The sequence below is a fragment of the Variovorax sp. NFACC27 genome (genome assembly GCF_048301545.1).
Lineage (GTDB): Bacteria > Pseudomonadota > Gammaproteobacteria > Burkholderiales > Burkholderiaceae_C > Variovorax > Variovorax gossypii.
In genome coordinates this window covers 1,183,265-1,199,580 of sequence record NZ_CP157613.1, presented here as the reverse complement: position 1 = coordinate 1,199,580, position 16,316 = coordinate 1,183,265, and the positions used below count along the sequence as shown (strand labels likewise).

The 16,316-nt window shown below is 70.8% G+C and carries 18 protein-coding genes; 11 read left to right on the top strand and 7 right to left on the bottom strand.

The window, feature by feature from the left end:
* Window positions 1-205: 205 nt before the first annotated feature.
* From ABL840_RS05625 to ABL840_RS05615, 3 genes are all read right to left on the bottom strand, one after another.
* A complete protein-coding gene (locus ABL840_RS05625) occupies window positions 206-1,486 on the bottom strand; it encodes an FIST signal transduction protein (protein WP_093207469.1) in 1,281 nt (426 codons plus the stop codon).
* A 45-nt stretch (window positions 1,487-1,531) separates the two neighbouring features.
* The gene (locus tag ABL840_RS05620; protein ID WP_093299410.1) at window positions 1,532-2,272 is read right to left on the bottom strand and encodes a PhaM family polyhydroxyalkanoate granule multifunctional regulatory protein; all 741 of its coding nucleotides are present in this window, start codon (window positions 2,270-2,272) and stop codon (window positions 1,532-1,534) included.
* Between the two features lie 191 nt (window positions 2,273-2,463).
* On the bottom strand, window positions 2,464-3,909 hold the full coding sequence (locus ABL840_RS05615) for a PLP-dependent aminotransferase family protein (protein ID WP_093299408.1): 1,446 nt from the start codon (window positions 3,907-3,909) through the stop codon (window positions 2,464-2,466).
* 122 nt (window positions 3,910-4,031) lie between these two features.
* Here ABL840_RS05615 and ABL840_RS05610 point away from each other — a divergent pair, with 122 nt between their 5' ends.
* From ABL840_RS05610 to ABL840_RS05560, 11 genes are all read left to right on the top strand, one after another.
* Window positions 4,032-4,631, top strand: a complete 600-nt coding sequence (locus ABL840_RS05610) for a LysE family translocator (RefSeq protein WP_093207227.1) — start codon at window positions 4,032-4,034, stop codon at window positions 4,629-4,631.
* Window positions 4,628-5,590: a DMT family transporter gene (locus ABL840_RS05605; RefSeq protein WP_093299405.1), complete on the top strand. Its 963-nt coding sequence runs from the start codon at window positions 4,628-4,630 to the stop codon at window positions 5,588-5,590. Before ABL840_RS05610 ends, ABL840_RS05605 begins: the two co-directional genes overlap by 4 nt.
* The gene (locus tag ABL840_RS05600; RefSeq protein ID WP_093299403.1) at window positions 5,590-5,997 is read left to right on the top strand and encodes a VOC family protein; all 408 of its coding nucleotides are present in this window, start codon (window positions 5,590-5,592) and stop codon (window positions 5,995-5,997) included. The genes ABL840_RS05605 and ABL840_RS05600 overlap by 1 nt, the downstream gene beginning before the upstream one ends.
* 64 nt (window positions 5,998-6,061) lie before the next feature.
* Window positions 6,062-7,264, top strand: coding sequence for a PLP-dependent aminotransferase family protein (locus ABL840_RS05595; RefSeq protein WP_093299400.1), 1,203 nt, complete (start codon window positions 6,062-6,064; stop codon window positions 7,262-7,264).
* A gap of 19 nt (window positions 7,265-7,283) precedes the next feature.
* The gene (locus ABL840_RS05590) at window positions 7,284-7,919 is read left to right on the top strand and encodes a LysE family translocator (protein ID WP_093207218.1); all 636 of its coding nucleotides are present in this window, start codon (window positions 7,284-7,286) and stop codon (window positions 7,917-7,919) included.
* 11 nt (window positions 7,920-7,930) lie between these two features.
* Window positions 7,931-8,770, top strand: a complete 840-nt coding sequence (locus tag ABL840_RS05585; RefSeq protein ID WP_093299398.1) for a PhzF family phenazine biosynthesis protein — start codon at window positions 7,931-7,933, stop codon at window positions 8,768-8,770.
* 35 nt (window positions 8,771-8,805) lie between these two features.
* Complete coding sequence (locus ABL840_RS05580) at window positions 8,806-9,447, top strand: glutathione S-transferase family protein (protein WP_093299396.1); 642 nt, start codon at window positions 8,806-8,808, stop codon at window positions 9,445-9,447.
* Window positions 9,448-9,452: 5 nt separating this feature from the next.
* The gene (locus tag ABL840_RS05575; RefSeq protein ID WP_176947376.1) at window positions 9,453-10,376 is read left to right on the top strand and encodes a PhzF family phenazine biosynthesis protein; all 924 of its coding nucleotides are present in this window, start codon (window positions 9,453-9,455) and stop codon (window positions 10,374-10,376) included.
* 24 nt (window positions 10,377-10,400) lie between these two features.
* Entirely contained in the window at window positions 10,401-11,093 is a 693-nt protein-coding gene (locus tag ABL840_RS05570) for a VOC family protein (RefSeq protein ID WP_093299394.1), read from the top strand.
* Between the two features lie 22 nt (window positions 11,094-11,115).
* Window positions 11,116-11,748 (top strand): LysE family translocator, encoded by a 633-nt coding sequence (locus tag ABL840_RS05565; RefSeq protein WP_093299391.1) that lies wholly within the window; start codon window positions 11,116-11,118, stop codon window positions 11,746-11,748.
* A gap of 22 nt (window positions 11,749-11,770) precedes the next feature.
* Entirely contained in the window at window positions 11,771-12,745 is a 975-nt protein-coding gene (locus tag ABL840_RS05560; protein ID WP_093299389.1) for a threonine dehydratase, read from the top strand.
* Window positions 12,746-12,804: 59 nt separating this feature from the next.
* Here the strand turns inward: ABL840_RS05560 and ABL840_RS05555 are convergent, their stop codons facing one another.
* The 4 genes from ABL840_RS05555 to ABL840_RS05540 all read right to left on the bottom strand — a co-directional run bounded on the left by ABL840_RS05555 (window position 12,805) and on the right by ABL840_RS05540 (window position 16,309).
* Window positions 12,805-13,152, bottom strand: a complete 348-nt coding sequence (locus tag ABL840_RS05555) for a hypothetical protein (protein ID WP_093207201.1) — start codon at window positions 13,150-13,152, stop codon at window positions 12,805-12,807.
* Window positions 13,153-13,272: 120 nt separating this feature from the next.
* The gene (locus ABL840_RS05550; protein ID WP_093299386.1) at window positions 13,273-14,700 is read right to left on the bottom strand and encodes a sensor histidine kinase; all 1,428 of its coding nucleotides are present in this window, start codon (window positions 14,698-14,700) and stop codon (window positions 13,273-13,275) included.
* 8 nt (window positions 14,701-14,708) lie between these two features.
* Window positions 14,709-15,371, bottom strand: coding sequence for a response regulator transcription factor (locus tag ABL840_RS05545; RefSeq protein WP_093299384.1), 663 nt, complete (start codon window positions 15,369-15,371; stop codon window positions 14,709-14,711).
* A gap of 92 nt (window positions 15,372-15,463) precedes the next feature.
* Window positions 15,464-16,309 carry a creatininase family protein gene (locus tag ABL840_RS05540; RefSeq protein WP_093299381.1) on the bottom strand — a complete coding sequence of 282 codons (846 nt, stop codon included), beginning with the start codon at window positions 16,307-16,309 and terminating at the stop codon, window positions 15,464-15,466.
* Between the last annotated feature and the right edge of the window lie 7 nt (window positions 16,310-16,316).

Below are 16,316 nucleotides of genomic sequence, written 5' to 3'. Positions count from 1 at the left end.
GGCTGCTGTTCCATTGGGGAAACCGTGTCGGCTTCCTGCCTCGTCGCACTTTGCGTGGAGAGGCGAAAGAGATCGCCCGCGCATCACTGACGATGCGCGGCTGGCTCTTTCTTGCAGCAGCAGAGATTCAAGAAAGCGGGCGGATTCTAGCGATGCATGTTTCCGCCGGAAACCCGCCCGTCGCTTTTTCGCGTCGGGTCTGGAATCAGTCGTTGGCGGTGAAAACCGTCAACACCCCGGTATACCCATACAGATGGTGCCGCGCGATCTCACCAGCGGCGAAGAAGCCGACCAACGGAACATCGCCCAGCGCATGCCGCACGATCTGCAGCTCCGCCCCCGGCGCGCCGAAGTGCGGCCCGCCGCGGCCGGAGCAGCTGACATACACCGCGCCTGCGATGCGCCGCGCGGGATGCGGCGCTGCCTCGGCCTCGCCCGCCGCCACGGCGCGGGCGGTGGCCAGCGTCTGTTCCTCGGGCTCCAGTTCCTCGCGAATTTCCGCACAGATGCGCATCAGGTCGGCGCGCGCCGCCTGGGCGTTGCGGCGGCAGAAGGTCAGCCGCATGCCGGCTTCGGCCGTGTCGGCAATGGCGATGCCGCGCCGCGTGGGGTCGAGCCCGATGATGTGGCGTACCAGCACGTCGGCGCCCAAATCGCCGGTGCGGCGGATGCCATCGGCGCCCGCGTCGGCCAGGCCGACCAGGGTGTTGCGCACCGCATCGATGGCCTCCTGGGGCCGTTCGAGCGACACCTGCAGATCGGCCAGCAGCACGTCGAGCGCCGGCTCGCCGTCGAGCTTCAGCAGCAGGTTGCCGTCGGCCTCGGTGATCTCGCGTTCGCGCACCGCGCCCGAGCGCAGCGGCTGGCAGCCCTGGGTGACGCGCGACACCAGCCGCACGCCCTCGCCGAACACCACGCCCGACAGGCCGCCCGAGAACACTCCGCCCGCCGCGCCATGTCCGCGGATGTTGCCGTTGCCGCCGATGGCGAACTGCAGCGCGCCGCCGCGCCCGGAAGACAGGCCGCCGAAAAGGTAGCCCGTGTCGGTCCGCCCGGCCATCTCGCCGATGAGTTCGGCCAGGTCGGGCGTGGCGGGGTCGGCGTGCACCAGCGCCGTATGCGCCTCGAAGCCGCTCATTTCCGAATTGCCCAGCGGCGCGACGCCGGAGAACACCCGGTACTGGTCGCTCGGCAGGGCGCAGAGCATGAGGGTCATGCCGGGTTCGTCGAAGTACTCGGCGTTGTTGGCCGACACGCCGATGCCGACGGTGCCCGACCAGTCGGTCACCTCGGGCAGCTCGGCGCTCAGGTGGTCGAGGATGTCCTGCGCGTCGCTGGCGTAGTGGTCGGTGATGTAGAGCAGGCCCAGCGTCGGCGACGAGGCGTAGTCGGGCAGCGCCATCTGCGCCCGCAGCTGGGCGAGCACGAGGCCCGCCGCCATTCGCCATTGCGGATGGGTGGCATGGCCGGAGGGAAACAACTTCATGATGCGTGCCAACCCGTTCTTCAAGAAATGGATGTGTGTATGACGTCAGCGTCGCGCGGAGGTTCGCTTGCGCGCGGCGGTCGACGTCCTTTTCTTCGCGGCCGGTGCCGCGGCCTTCTTCGCAGCGGCGGCGGGCTTGCGGGCCGCCGCCGGCTTGCCGATGACCGAGCCGACCGCGTCGGCCAGCGGCTGGGCCATGGCCGGCACCTTCAGCTGGGCCGCGTCCTGCAGCGCCGTGCTGGCGATCTGCTGGAACTGTTCGGTGAGCGAGCCCCACCATTGCATCGGATCGACCACGCCTGCGCCGTCGGCCGACCCGGCCTTCGCCTTGGCCGCGGCCGGCTTGCGGCGCGGCTTGCTGGGGGCCGGGGCTTCTTCTTCAGGCGCCTCGTCCTCTTCCTCGATCTCCTCGAGTTCGGGCTCAGGGGCCGCTGCCGCCGCAGGTGCCGGCGCGGGCGCCATCGCGGCCGCCTGTCTGGTGAACGCGCTGGCGATGTCTTCCATCCGCACGTTCATGCCGCGCAGCGTCGAAAGCGTCATCTTCTGCACCTCGAGCGCCTGGATGGTGGCCTTGAGTGCGTGCCCGTTCTGCTCGAGCCAGTACTGCACGGTCTTCAGCTCCTGGATGCGCTTGTCGACCTCCTCCACGCTCAGCGTGGGAGCCACCCAGCTCGCGATGCCGGGAATCGACCCGTTCCCCGCCGCCGCGCCGCCGGCGAGGTTCTTCAGGAAGTCGAAACCGGGAACGAACTGGCTGAAGTCGAAGGGCTTGCTGGCGTTGCTCATGCGGGAGGTCTCCTGGGTGCTGGGTATGGGTTTTCTTGTGCTGCCAGCTTACTCCAAGCCTCCGGCGTTTGACCCTCCGTGCCGCCTTTTCCCAACGAGGATTTGCCCCTTCGCGGAGCATCGCGAAACCGGCATTGCCGCGCCGCCGGCATTGCGCTCGCCAGGCACGCGAAGCCTGGGGGCGAGCCGGGTCAGAGCTCGCTTCGCACCTTGCTGAACACCTTCCAGAAGGCCGCGTCCTGGGAGGTCGCGAAGTTGATCCGCATCATCGTGCTGGGCGGCCGGCGCGCGTGGAAGAGCGAACCCGGCGCCAGCAGGTAGCCCTGGTCGAGCATGCGCTGGGTGAGCGCGTCGGTGTCCACGCCGGTGTCGACCCAGCCGAAGAGCCCCGCCGGCTCCGAGGCGAAGGTGCAGCCGTGCGCCATGGCCAGCTTCACCGCCCGCCCCCGCGCCCCGTCGAGCCGGATGCGCACGCGCTCGGAGTGCCGGCGCAGCTGCCCCTGGTCGATGCACCACGACAAGGCCCGCTCGAACAGCGTGGGCGAGGTCAGCGTGGCCAGCAGCTTGGTCTCGAGCAGCCGCTCCTTCAGCGCGGGCGGCGCCGCCAGGAAGCCGATGCGCCAGTTGGGCGCCAGGATCTTCGCGAAGCCGCTGACGTAGATGGTGCGCTGCAGCCCGTCGAGCGCGCTCAGCCGCGTGGCGTGCTCGGGCGCGAGGTGGCTGTAGGTGTCGTCCTCGACGATGTGGAAGTCGTGCTCGTTGGCCAGCTTGAGCACGCGGTGCGCGCTGCCCGGCGTGAGGCTGTAGCCCGTGGGGTTGTGCAGCACGCTCACGCTGACGAAGAGCTTGGGGCTGTGCAGCCTGCAGTACTGCGCCATCACCTCCAGGTCGGGACCGTCGGCGCGGCGCGGCACGGGCAGGATGCGCATGCCCAGCGCCTCCAGCCGGGCGAACTCGAGCGCCCAGCCCGGCTCCTCGACCATCACCGGATCGCCCGCCCGCAGCAGCGTGCGGCTCACGATGTCCAGCGCGTGGGTGGCGCCGACGGTGGTCACGATCTGGTCCGGCGAGGCCGGCACGTTGATGCCCACGAGCTTCTGCGACAGGCTGCGCCGCAGGCTCATGTCCCCGGCCGGCTCGCCGTACTGGAGCGACAGCTCCTGCAGCGCGGCTGTATTGGTCATGCGCCGCACGGCGGTGGGCATGAAGGTCGACGCCATCCAGTCGGGCGGAAACACGCCCATGCCCGGCTGCGGCTTGTCGCTGGGGCGATGGAACATGCTGCGGATGAGCGAGCTGGCATCCGCCGGCACGCGCGAGGCCATCATCTGCACCGCGATCGCCGCCGGCATGCCGCTCGCGCCGTTGGCGTCGGCACCGTTCGCCGGGCGGCCGTCCTGCGCCGGGGCGGAATCCCGCACGTAGAAGCCGCGCTGTCGCCGGGCCTCGACCAGCCCCTGCGCCAGCAGCTGGTCGTAGGCGGCGACCACCGTGTACGGGCTCACGCCCTGCTGCCGCGCGCATTCGCGTACCGAGGGCAGGCGCGCGCCGGGCGGAAGCAGTCGGGTGCGGATGCGCTCTGCCAGGCGATCGGCCAGCTGCCCGGTCAGCGACTGTGTGGAGGTGCGAGTGAGCATTCGTCGTCCGGGCTGTGCCGGTTTCCCTGGCTTCTGTGTCGAACGGATGACCAATACAGATTGGGTGATTGTTCGATCATCTGTACTGGAACTGTAATGGTCTCAAGTTTAGAGTGTGTGTCATGAACTGGCAAGAATTCACCGCGCTGCTGGTGCTGGCCACGGCGATGAGCTTCTCGCCCGGCCCCAACACCACGCTCTCCACCGCTCTGGCGGCCAACGGCGGCCTGCCGCGCGCCATGCGCTTCGTGGTCGCGGTGCCGGTCGGCTGGACGCTGCTGCTGGCGCTGTGCGCCGCCGGCATCGGCGCGCTGGTGGTTGCGGTGCCGTCGCTGCGGCTGGCCATCAAGGCACTGGGCATCGGCTACCTGCTGTGGCTCGCGTACAAGCTCAGCGGCAGCGCCACGCTCGGCAGGGCCGACGGCAAGAGCCTCTCGGTCGGCTTCGGCCAGGGCGTGATGCTGCAGTTCGTCAACATCAAGGCCTGGCTGCTGGCGCTCACGCTGGTGGCCGGCTGGATCGCCGGGCAGCCCGACGCGCTGCACCGCTTCGCGATCGTGGCGCCGGTGATGCTGACCTATGCCTTCGCCAGCAACTTCGCCTATGCGCTGGTCGGTGCGCTGCTGCGCGAGTGGCTCGCCAAGGGCTCCCGGCTGCTGTGGTTCAACCGCGCAATGGGCCTCGTGCTCGTACTCACCGCCTGGTGGATGGTGGGCGTATGAAGCTCGACGTGAAGGACGAAACGCTCGGCATGTGGCTGGGCGTCCTCGGCGTGGCGATGTTCGCCGTCACGCTGCCGATGACGCGCCTGGCCACCGGCTCGCAGGATGCACCGCAGCTGTCGCCGTGGTTCGTCACCCTGGGCCGCGCGGCGCTGGCGGGCGTGCTGTCGGCCGTCTTCCTCTTGGTCACGCGCTCGCCGCGCCCTGCTCCGCACCAGTGGAAGCCGCTGGGCATGGCTGTGCTGGGCAATGCCATCGGGTTCCCGCTGCTGCTGGCGTACGCGCTGCGCGTGGTCACGGCCAGCCATGCGGCGGTGGTGACTGCGCTGCTGCCGCTGGTCACGGCCGCCGTCGCGGCCTGGGTGCTGCACCAGCGCGCGCGGCTGGGTTTCTGGCTCTGCGCCATCGCGGGCAGCCTGCTGGTGGTGGTGTTCTCGGTGCTGCGCGCGAGCCAGAGCGGACACGGCTTCGGCTTCGAATGGGCCGACCTGCTGCTGGTCGGCGCGGTCATCGCCGCTTCGCTGGGCTACATCTACGGCGCGCAGGTCACGCCCTCGCTGGGCGCCGAGCGCGTGATCTGCTGGGTGTGCGTGATGGCGCTGCCGGTCACGCTGCCGGCCACGCTCGCGCTGTGGCCGACGCAGCCCGTCGCCACCGCGTCGTGGCTGGGCTTCGTCTACGTCGGCATGTTCTCGATGTGGATCGGCTTCTTCGCCTGGTACCGCGGCCTGGCCCTGGGCGGCGCGCTGCGCGTGAGCCAGACGCAGCTGCTGCAGCCCTTCCTGTCGATCCTGGCGTCGATCCCGATCCTGGGCGAGCCGCTCGACGTGGTCACGCTCGGCTTCGCCGTGGCCGTGGTGGCCACGGTGGTCATCGGCAAACGCCTCTCGCAGCCGCCTGCCGCGCCGGCCGCGGCCCCGCTGCCGGCCGCAGCGGCCAGCCCCGGAAGGAGCCGGTGATGTTCAGCCACGTCACCGTCGGCTGCACCGACCTGCCGCGCGCCGCAGCCTTCTACGACGCGCTGCTCGCCCCGCTGGGCCTCGAGCGCCGCCCGGTCACGCCAGACGGCGGCCCCGAGGCGGCCTGCTGGGTCGCGCCCGGGCAGGCGCTGCCGCGCTTCTATGTGTACATCCCGCTGGACGGCGAACCCGCCGGCGCCGGCAACGGCAGCATGGTCGCGTTCCGCGCGGCCTCGGCCGTTGCCGTGAATGCCGCCCATGAGGCGGCCCTGCGCCACGGCGGCCGCGACGAAGGCGCGCCGGGCCCCCGCCCACGCTACGGCCATGGCTATTACGGCGCCTACCTGCGCGACCCGGACGGCAACAAAATCCATGTCGCATACCGTGGCGACATCCGGGCGGACTGAATCCCGCCCCGCCTGTACCCTCTATTCATCCGAACATCACCTCACCGCCTGAAAGAAGAAAGCCATGAACTGGAAACTCGCCGCCCGCGCCGCCAAGATGAATCCCTCGGTGCTGCGTGAAATCCTCAAGGTCACGGAGCGCCCCGGCATCATCAGCCTGGCCGGCGGCCTGCCCTCGCCCAAGACCTTCCCGATCCAGGCCTTCGCCGACGCCTGCGCCGAGGTGCTGCACAACGACGGCCAGGCCGCGCTGCAGTACGCAGCCAGCGAAGGCTACGCGCCGCTGCGCCAGGCGGTGGCCGACATGCTGCCGTGGGACGTCGATGCCTCGCAGGTGCTCATCACCACCGGCTCGCAGCAGGGCCTCGACCTCGTGGCGAAGGTGCTGATCGATCCGGGCAGCAAGGTGCTGGTCGAAACGCCCACCTACCTCGGCGCGCTGCAGGCCTTCGGCCCGATGGAACCGCACCCGGTGGGCGTGGCCAGCGACGACGAGGGCGTGATCGTCGACGACCTCATGGCCAAGGCGAAGGACGCCCGCTTCATCTACCTGCTGCCCAACTTCCAGAACCCCACCGGCCGCACCATGACGGAAGAGCGCCGCGCCGCCGTCTCGGCCGCCGCTGCCGCCGCCGGCCTGCCCATCGTGGAAGACAACCCCTACGGCGAACTCTGGTTCGACGAAGCCCCTCCGCTGCCGCTGGCCGCGCGCAACCCCGAGGGCGTGATCTACCTCGGCTCGTTCTCGAAGGTGCTGGCCCCCGGCCTGCGCCTGGGCTTCCTGGTGGCGCCCAAGTCCATCTACCCGAAGCTGCTGCAGGCCAAGCAGGCCGTCGACCTGCACACGCCGATCTTCACGCAGCGCATGGTCTCGGCCGTGATGAAGGACAGGTTCCTCGACACCCACGTGCCCACCATCCGCGCCCTCTACAAGCGCCAGCGCGACGCGATGATCGCCGCGCTCAAGCGCGAAATGGCCGGCATGGACGTGAAGTTCAACGCTCCCAAGGGCGGCATGTTCCTGTGGGCGCGCCTGCCCGAGGGCGTGGACACCGTGAAGCTGCTGCCCAAGGCCGTGGAGCGCAACGTGGCCTTCGTGCCCGGCGCGCCCTTCTACGCCGGCGAAGGCGATCCGCGCACGCTGCGCCTGTCGTTCGTGACGGCCAGCGTCGATGAGATCGACACCGCCATCGCAGCGCTCGCACAGACGCTGCGCGAAGAGCTGGCGCTGCTCGGCGACAGGACGCCGGCCGTGGCGCAGGTCTGAAACCAACCGGGAGCCTTACTTGATCGGCCTCGCGACGCTCTCGCTCTTCCTGCTCGCGGTACTGGCGCTGTTCCTTTCGCCGGGCCCGAACATGGCTTTCGTGCTCTCGCACGGCGTGGCCCATGGTCCGCGCGGCGGTTTCGCGGCGGCCATCGGCATCTCGGCGGCCGACCTCGTGCACACGCTGTTCGCCGCCACCGGCGTCACCGCGCTGGTGGCGGCCTGGCCGCCGTCGTTCGACGTGCTGCGCTATGCGGGCGCGCTGTACCTGGTGTGGCTCGCGGTGCAGGCCCTGCGTAGCGGCGGCCTTCGCATGGACGCGCAGGCCCAGCCCGCTGGCTTCGGCCGCATCGTGCGCATGGCGCTGCTGAACAACCTCGTCAATCCGAAGGCGCTGCTGTTCTTCATGGTGTTCCTGCCGCAGTTCGTCGACCCTGCGCGCGGCAGCGTACCGCTGCAGCTGGTGCAGCTGGGCGTGGTGCTGTCGATGGCGGCGCTGGCCTTCAACACGCTGCTGGGCGCGTGCAGCGGCCAGATCGGGCGCTGGCTGCACAGCCGCCCCGGCGCGGCGCGCTTCCAGAGCAGCCTGCTGGCGGTCGTGATGCTGGGGCTGGCCGTGCGCCTGCTGCTTCTCGACCGCCCCTCGCCCCGCTGAAGAGGCTCCACATGAATGTCCTGAAGATCGCGGCCTTCTCTGATGGAGAGACGGGCGGCAACCCCGCCGGCGTCGTTATCGCCGATGCGCTGCCGCCCGCGGCGCAGATGCAGAGCGTTGCCGCGGAAGTCGGCTTTTCGGAAACCGCGTTCGCCGCTCCCGCCGATGATGCTGGCAACTGGCGCGTGCGCTACTTCGCGCCGCAATCCGAAGTGCCCTTCTGCGGCCACGCGACGATCGCGCTGGGTGCCGCGCTGGCAATGCAGCAAGGCGACGGCGTGTTCCCGCTGGTGCTCAACCAGGCGCGGATCACCGTGGAAGGCCGGCGCAACGGCGGCCTGGTCGAGGCAGCGCTGCAGTCGCCGCCCACGCGCAGCGCCGCCGCGTCGCCCGGGTTGCTGTCCGAGGCGCTGGCCCTGTTCGGCTATTCGCCGCAAGACCTCGACCCGCGCATCCCGCCGGCCATCGCCCATGCGGGTGCCGACCATCTGGTGCTGGCCCTGGCGAGCCGCGCGGCGCTGTCGGCGATGCACTACGAGCTGGAAGCCGGCCGCGCGCTGATGGCCCGCGCCGGGCTCACGACCATCGTGCTGGTCTTCGCCGAGACCGCGCAGCGGCTGCACACGCGCAACCCCTTCGCGTCCGGCGGCGTGTACGAAGACCCCGCCACCGGCGCCGCCACGGCCGCGCTGGCCGGCTACCTGCGCGACATCGACTGGCCGCACGGCGGTGCCATCGACGTGGTGCAGGGCGAGGACATGGGCATGCTGTCGCGCCTGCATGCCGACATTTCGCCCGCGCCAGGCAGCTCGATCCGCGTGTCGGGCACCGCGCGCGTCATGCGGGCTTGAGTCGCCGAAGAACCAAGGAAAGAAAGAACCAAACCATGCTCAACATCTGGGGCCGCATCAGCTCGATCAACGTCCGCAAGGTGGTGTGGTGCGCGCAGGAGCTCGGGCTCGACTTCCAGCGCACCGAGGCCGGCGGCAAGTTCGGCGTGGTGCAGACGCCCGAATACCTCGCGCTCAATCCGAACGCGATGGTGCCCACCATCGACGACGGCGAAGGCGCCGAGCGCGTGACGCTGTGGGAATCGAACGTGATCGTGCGCTACCTCTGCGCGAAACATTCGCACGGCAACCTCTATCCGGCCGAGCTGCCCGCGCGCTTCGATGCCGAGCGCTGGATGGACTGGCAGCAGACCACGCTCAACCGCGCGAGCCGCGACGCCTTCATCCAGTGGGTGCGCACGCCGCCATCGGAGCGCCAGCCGGCGCTCAGCGAAGCCTCGGTGCGCGCCAGCGAAGCGCTGTTCGCGATGCTCGACGCCCACCTCGCGCGCCAGCCCTACATGGCCGGCCAGCGCTTCACCATGGCCGACATCCCGGTGGGCTGCGAAACGCACCGCTGGTTCGGCCTGCCCGGCGCCGAATACCGCCGGCCGGCCTGGCCGAACGTCGAGCGCTGGTATGCCGAACTGCTTTCCCGCCCGGGCACGCGCGGCGTGCTCGATCTCACTCTCGAATGAACCCGATGAAATCCCGCCCCTTCAAGCAAGTCGACGTCTTCACCGCCACCGCCTACTACGGCAACCCGCTCGCGGTGGTGATCGACGGCCAGGACCTCGACGACGCCGCCATGCAGCGCTTCGCGCAATGGACCAACCTGTCTGAAACGACCTTCCTGCTGCCGCCCACCGACCCGGCCGCCGACTACCGCGTGCGCATCTTCACGCCCGGCGGCGAGCTGCCCTTTGCCGGCCACCCGACCATCGGCAGCTGCCATGCCTGGCTGCAGGCCGGCGGCAAGCCCAAGGCCGCGGGCATGGTCGTGCAGCAATGCGGCGCGGGCCTCGTGCCGCTGCGTCGCGACGGCAGCCGCCTGGCCTTCGCCGCGCCGCCGCTCAAGCGCAGCGCGCCCAGCCCCGCCCTGCTTGCCAAGGTGGCAGGCGCACTGGGGTTGAAGGCACAGCAGGTGATCGCGGCGCAGGTGCTCGACAACGGCCCGGTCTGGTTCGGCCTGCTGGTGAACGACGCCGACGCCGTGCTGGCGCTGCAGCCCGACCACCGCGCGCTGAAGGAACTGGGCGTGAAGGCCGGCGTGGCGGGCGTGCCCGCGGCGCACGACACCTCGCTGCTCATCGGCCGCTCGAACCGCGAGGCGCGCGCCTTCGGCAACCGGCCCGCGGTGCCGAACGAGGACGGCACCCGCATCGACCTGGAAGTGCGCGCCTTCGCCGAGCCCATCGGCGTGCAGGAAGACCCGGTCACCGGCAGCCTCAACGCCAGCCTGGCCGAATGGCTGATCGCCGACGGCCACATGCCCGAGCGCTACCTCGCGGCGCAGGGCCAGTGCCTGGGCCGCGCGGGCCGCGTCTACATCGAGCGCGACGCCGAAGGCCGGATCTGGGTCGGCGGCGACGCCGTGACCTGCGTGGACGGCAGCGTCACGCTCTGACACCCTGAAGGAGGGCATCGCACCATGCACGCGCAGCTCGACCATCTCGTGATCGCCGCCACCTCGCTCGCGGAGGGCGTGTCCTGGTGCGAGAAGACGCTCGGCGTCACCCCGGCGCCGGGCGGCTCGCATCCGCTGATGGGCACGCACAACCGCCTGCTGAACATCTCGGGCGACGCCTTTCCTGCCGCCTACGCCGAAATCATCGCGATCGAGCCGGGCAAGGAGCCCTCGCGCCCGAGAACTCGCCGATGGTTCGACCTGGACGACGCCGCGCTGCAGGCCGGGCTCTCAAGGCACGGCCCGAGGCTGATCCATTTCGCCGCCCGCGTGCCCGACGCGCACGCGGCAACCCGCGCACTCGCACGCGAGGAGCACGCGCACATCGACCGAGGCCAGCTGCTCGAAGCCTCGCGCGACACGCCGGCCGGCCGGCTCGAATGGCAGATCACGGTGCGCGACGACGGCCAGCGGCTGTTCTACGGCACGCTGCCCACGCTGATCCAGTGGGGCGCGGTGCACCCCACCGACTCCATGCCCGCATCGGGCCTCGTGCTGCGTTCGCTGCGCGCGGTGCACCCGCGCGCGCCGGCGCTGGCCGCCGCGTTCTCCGCCATCGGCATGACCGGCATGGAGATCGAGGCGGGCCCGCCCAACCTCGTCGCCGTGCTCGGCACGCCGCGCGGCACCGTCACGCTCGAATCCCAGGGACTCTGACACCCGGAACCGGAAGAAGACCATGCTCAGCCTCACCGAAATCGCCCTGTTCGCCCTCGCCTCGCTGCTGCTGGCGCTCACGCCGGGGCCGAACATGATCTATTGCGTCTCGCGCACGCTGATCCAGGGCCGCCGCGCCGGACTGATCTCGCTGGGCGGCGTGCTGCTCGCATTCCTGGTGCACCTGCTCGCCGCGGCGCTCGGCCTCACCGCGCTGCTGCTGGCCGTGCCGATCGCCTTCGACGCGATCCGCATCGCCGGCGCGTCCTACCTGATGTGGCTCGCCTGGCAGGCGGTGAAGCCCGGCGGCAGCGCGCCCTTCGAGGCACGCGCGCTGCCGGCCGATCCGCCGGGCAAGCTGTTCCGCATGGGCTTTCTCACGAACCTGCTGAACCCGAAGGTGGCGATGTTCTATCTCTCGTTCTTCCCGCAGTTCATCCACCCCGAGCGCGGCTCGGTGCTGCTGCAGAGCATGCAGCTGGGCATCGCGCAGATGACGGCCAGCGCGGTGGTCAACACCGTGATGATCGTCGGGGCCGCGAGCATCACGGCCGTGCTCTCGCAGAGCGCGGGTTGGCTGCGCGCGCAGCGCTACGTCATGGGCAGCGTGCTCGCGGCACTGGCCGTGCGCGTGGCGCTGACCGAACGCAAGTAAGACAAGAAGAGAGAGACATCCGATGAAGTTCACCCGCGAAGAGATCGAAGCCGCGCAGCGCACCGTGCACGCGGCCATGCCGCCCACGCCGCAGTACGCCTGGCCCCTGCTGTCGCAGCGCCTGGGCGCCACCGTGTGGGCCAAGCACGAGAACCACACGCCGGCCGGCGCCTTCAAGATCCGCGGCGGCCTGACCTACTTCGAGACCCTGGCGCGCGAGCAGCCCGGCGTGCGCCACGCCATCAGCGCCACGCGCGGCAACCACGGCCAGTCGGTCGGCTTCGCCACGCGCCGCCACGGGCTGGCCGCGACCATCGTCGTGCCGCACGGCAACTCGACCGAGAAGAACGCCGCGATGCGCGCGCTCGGCGTCACGCTCGTCGAGCACGGCGACGACTTCCAGGCGGCCTCCGAGCACGCAGCCGCGCTGGCCGAGCGCGACGGCCTGCACCGCGTGCCCTCGTTCCATCGCGAGCTGGTGCGCGGCGTGTCGACGGCCTACGTCGAGTTCTTCGACGCACTGAAGGACGGCACGCCGCCCGACGTGCTGTTCGTGCCCATCGGCCTGGGCTCCGGCTTTGCCGCGGCGGCAGCGGCGCGCGCGTACTGCGGCGTGTCGACGAAGCTCATCGGCGTGGTGTCGGCGCATGCCACCGCGTACCGCGATTCCTTCCGCGCCGGCAAGCCGGTCGAGTCGCCCGTCACCACGCGGCTGGCCGACGGCATGGCCTGCCGCGTGCCGGTGCCCGAGTCGGTGGAGGTGATCCTGCGCGAGGCCGACGATGTGGTCACCGTCACCGACGACGAGATCGCGCAGGCGATGCGCATCCTCTTCAGCGACACGCACAACGTGGCCGAGGGCGCCGGCGCGGCCGCGCTGGCCGCCGCGCTCCAGCAGCAGGAACGCTGGCGCGGCAAGACGGTGGGCATTTGCGTGAGCGGCGGCAATGTCGACACCGGCATGTTCGCCGGCGTGCTGGGCAGCGGCGCTTCCTAGCGTTTTGGCGCCTGCGGCATCGATCGGGGATCGCGCGACTGCGGCGCGTCCGGAAGGCGTCAGAAACGGGTGGCCGGCGCCTCGCCGGTCGCGGCGCGCACCGGTTGCGTCGTGGAGATCACGACGCTGTTGACGCGCGAGCCGTCGACCACGTTCTGGTCGGGCGCGCGGGCCGCTTCCACCGCGGCCTGGCGCATGGCTTCGCGCGAGACAGTCGAGGTGAAGGGATCGGGGCCGCGCGAGCCGCGCGTCACGTTCTGGTCGGGGGCGTGGGCCGCGGCCACGGCCTGGGCCGCCACGTCTTCGCGCGCGAGCAGGCCGGGGCCCTGGTGCACGCCGTCATAGCTTTCCGCATGGGCCGCACCGGCCAGGGCAAGGATGGCCAGGAGGCCGAAGGTCTTTCGCATGTGAACTCCTCTTTGAAGCTGGGTTGGCTGGCGCCTTTCGTTCGGCGCGGCCGCTTTCGCGGCTGGAGTCACTGTAGGAAGGCCGCTTTATGCGACCTTTAAGCGAGAGTTACCCGAGCGTTAAGCCGCCGCGCCGCCCACCGACGGGTCGCCCATCAGGTGCACGCGCGCCTGCAGCCCGGCCTGCCGGCCCTGCGAGTCGTGGCGGTTGGCCAGCACGATGCGCAGGCCGTTGCGCTGCGCGGCCATGCGCGCGATGGCGAGGCCCAGGCCGCTGCCCTCGGCGGCGGTGCCCGGCACGCGGAAGAAGCGGTCGAAGGCGCGGTCGATCAGCGCGGGCGGAATGCCGGGGCCGTTGTCAACCACGTCGACCACCGGCCGCCCTTCCACCTCGTGCAGGCGCACGTCGACCACGCCGCCCTCGGGCGAGTGGCGCAGCGCGTTGTCGATCAGGTTGTCGAAGATGCTGCGCAGCTCGGTCGGCGGCGCGGTCACGGTGGCGGCGGTTCCGCCCTCGAAGCCGACGTCGATGCGGCGGCGGTCGGCGATCACCATCAGCTGGGCCACGCTGTCGCGCAGCACGGAGGCCACGTCGAGCTGCACCGGCGCCTCGGGCTCGGTGCTGCTTTCCTGGCGCGACAGGCGCAGCAGCTGCTCGATCAGGTGCTGGGCGCGCGTCACGCCGCCCTTGAGGTGCACGTAGTGCTCGTCGATGACCTCGGCCGGCACCTCGGCGCGCATGTTGTCCAGCTGCAGGCCGATGGCGGCGATCGGCGTTCGCAGCTCGTGCGCGGCGTCCTGCACGAAGCGGCGCTGCACGGCGAAGGCCTGGCGCAGGCGGCCGAGCAGGCTGTTGAAGGCCTCCACCAGCGGGGCGATCTCGGCGGGCACGCCCGACACGGAGAGCTCGGACAGGCTGCGCTCGTCCTGCGCGGCCACGTCGAGCGCCACGCTGCGCAGCTTGCGCGACGAGGTCCACACCACCAGCCACAGCACGGCCAGCGACATCGGCAGCAGCAGCGCGATGGGCGCGGTGAGCGACAGCGCGCGCTTGGTCACCAGCCGACGCACGAAGCCGCCGTTCTGGATCACCTGCACCTGGAAGCGGTCGGCGTCGGCCGCCGGCCCGGTGGAGTACACGCGCCACACCTCGTCCTCGTCGCCGGAGGCCATGCGCACGGTGCTCATGCCCTCCGTGGACTGGCGCGCCATGGCCAGCTCCGGCCAGGAGCTGGCCAGGAGCTCGCCGCGCCCGTTCCAGACCTGGATGACGAAGGCGCCGCGCTCGAAGATGCTGCGCTGGTCGGTCGGCCTGAGCTCGGGCACGTTCGCGTTGCCGGCATAGGACTCGGCCAGCGTCTGCATCTGGTCGTCCTTGGAGGTGACGATGAGCCGGTCGTAGCTGGCGTAGGTGAACCAGGCCACGCCCACCGCGGCCAGCAGGTGCACCAGCACCAGCCAGAGCAGCAGCTTGGCGCGCAGCGAGCCCGGCGAATACCAGGGGCGGCCCGGCGCGGCGGTCGTGGCGGCGGTCTTCGCTGCGGTCATCGCGGAACTCACGGGGAATCCACCACGCGCCAGCCCAGGCCGCGCACGTTGCGGATGGTGTCGACACCCAGCTTGCGCCGCATGTTGTGGATGATCACGTCGACCGCGTTGCTCATCACCTCCTCGCCCCAGCCGTAGATGCGGTTCTCCAGCTGCTCGCGCGACAGGATGGCGCCGGGGCGCTCGAGCATGGCGTGCATCAGCGCGAACTCGCGGGCCGTGAGGGTCTCGCGCATGCCGCGGTAGAGCACCTCGCGGGTGGTGAGGTCGAGCTGCACGCTGCCGCTGCCGATGATCGAGTTGGAGGCGCCATGGCGCCTGCGCACCACCGCGCGCATGCGCGCCAGCAGTTCGGGCAGCTCGAAGGGCTTGAGCAGGTAGTCGTCTGCGCCGAGGTCGAGCCCTTCCACCCGCTGCCCGAGGCCGTCGCGCGCCGTGAGGATCAGGATCGGCGTGTCGTTGCCGAGGCCGCGCGCGTGGCGCAGCACCTCGACGCCGTCGAGCCCGGGCAGGCCCAGGTCGAGGAGCACGCAGGTGTAGTCGCCATCGGCCAGCGCGCTGCGCGCGAGCAGGCCGTCGCGAACCCAGTCCACCGCCCAGCCCGATCTCTCGAGGCCGCGGACCAGGCTGTTCCCGATCATTTCGTCGTCTTCGACAAGCAGCACGCGCACGCCGGCTCCCGTTGGTTCTTCGCTTGGTTGAGGCGCCGGGAAGTTAGCGCACGACCGTTAGCTCAACGTTAAAGCGGGCCGGCGCAACGGGCTCAGGGCAGCGGCCCGGTGTTGGCCGTGTCCAGCGGCAGCCGCGACACTTCTTCCAGCAGCAGCGCCAGCTGCCGCGCCGCAGCATCGATCACCGCCTGGCCGTGCCCGGCCGTGGCCGCCGCAGCGTTGCCGGCGGCGCCGTGGGGGTTGTAGTCCTCGATGGCCCAGCCGAGCTTGGCGCTCCTGCCGTTGCCGAGGATCGCGTAGCCGGCCGCGCGCTGCTCGGAGGTGGAGGGGAAGTCGCGCGCCTCGTCCATGCGCACCAGCTGCGGCGCCAGCGCCAGCATCATCGAAGTCTCGATCTCGCCCGCGTGCACGCCGAAGCGGTGCTCGTGCGCGCTGAACTGCGCGCCCGCGTCGCCCAGCGGCAGGTTGAACCAGCTCACGCTGTAGACGATGAGCCCGTGCGCCGCGCGCAGCTCGCGCGCCACGATGTCCATCGCGCCCACGTGGCCGCCGTGCGCATTGAAGAGCACCAGCTTCTTCACGCCCGCGCGCGCCACGCCGGCGCCGATCTCGCTCCACACGCGGATCAGCGTTTCGGCCGACAGCGTGAGCGTGCCCGCGAAGCGCGCGTGCTCGGGGCTCAGGCCGATCTGCTGGGTCGGCAAAAACAGCACCGGCAGCGCGGCCGGCAGCAGCGGCAGCGAGGCGGCGACGATGCCGTCGGCCAGCACCGTGTCGACGGCCAGCGGCAGGTGCGGGCCGTGCTGCTCGGTCGCGCCCAGCGGCAGCACCGCGACGGTGGCCGCCGGATCGAGCGACGCGAAATCGCGCGTGGTCAGCCCCGACCAGAAACGGGGAAGCGACGAAGGCGAAGGCGATGGGGCCTGGGGAGCGTTCATCACGCGA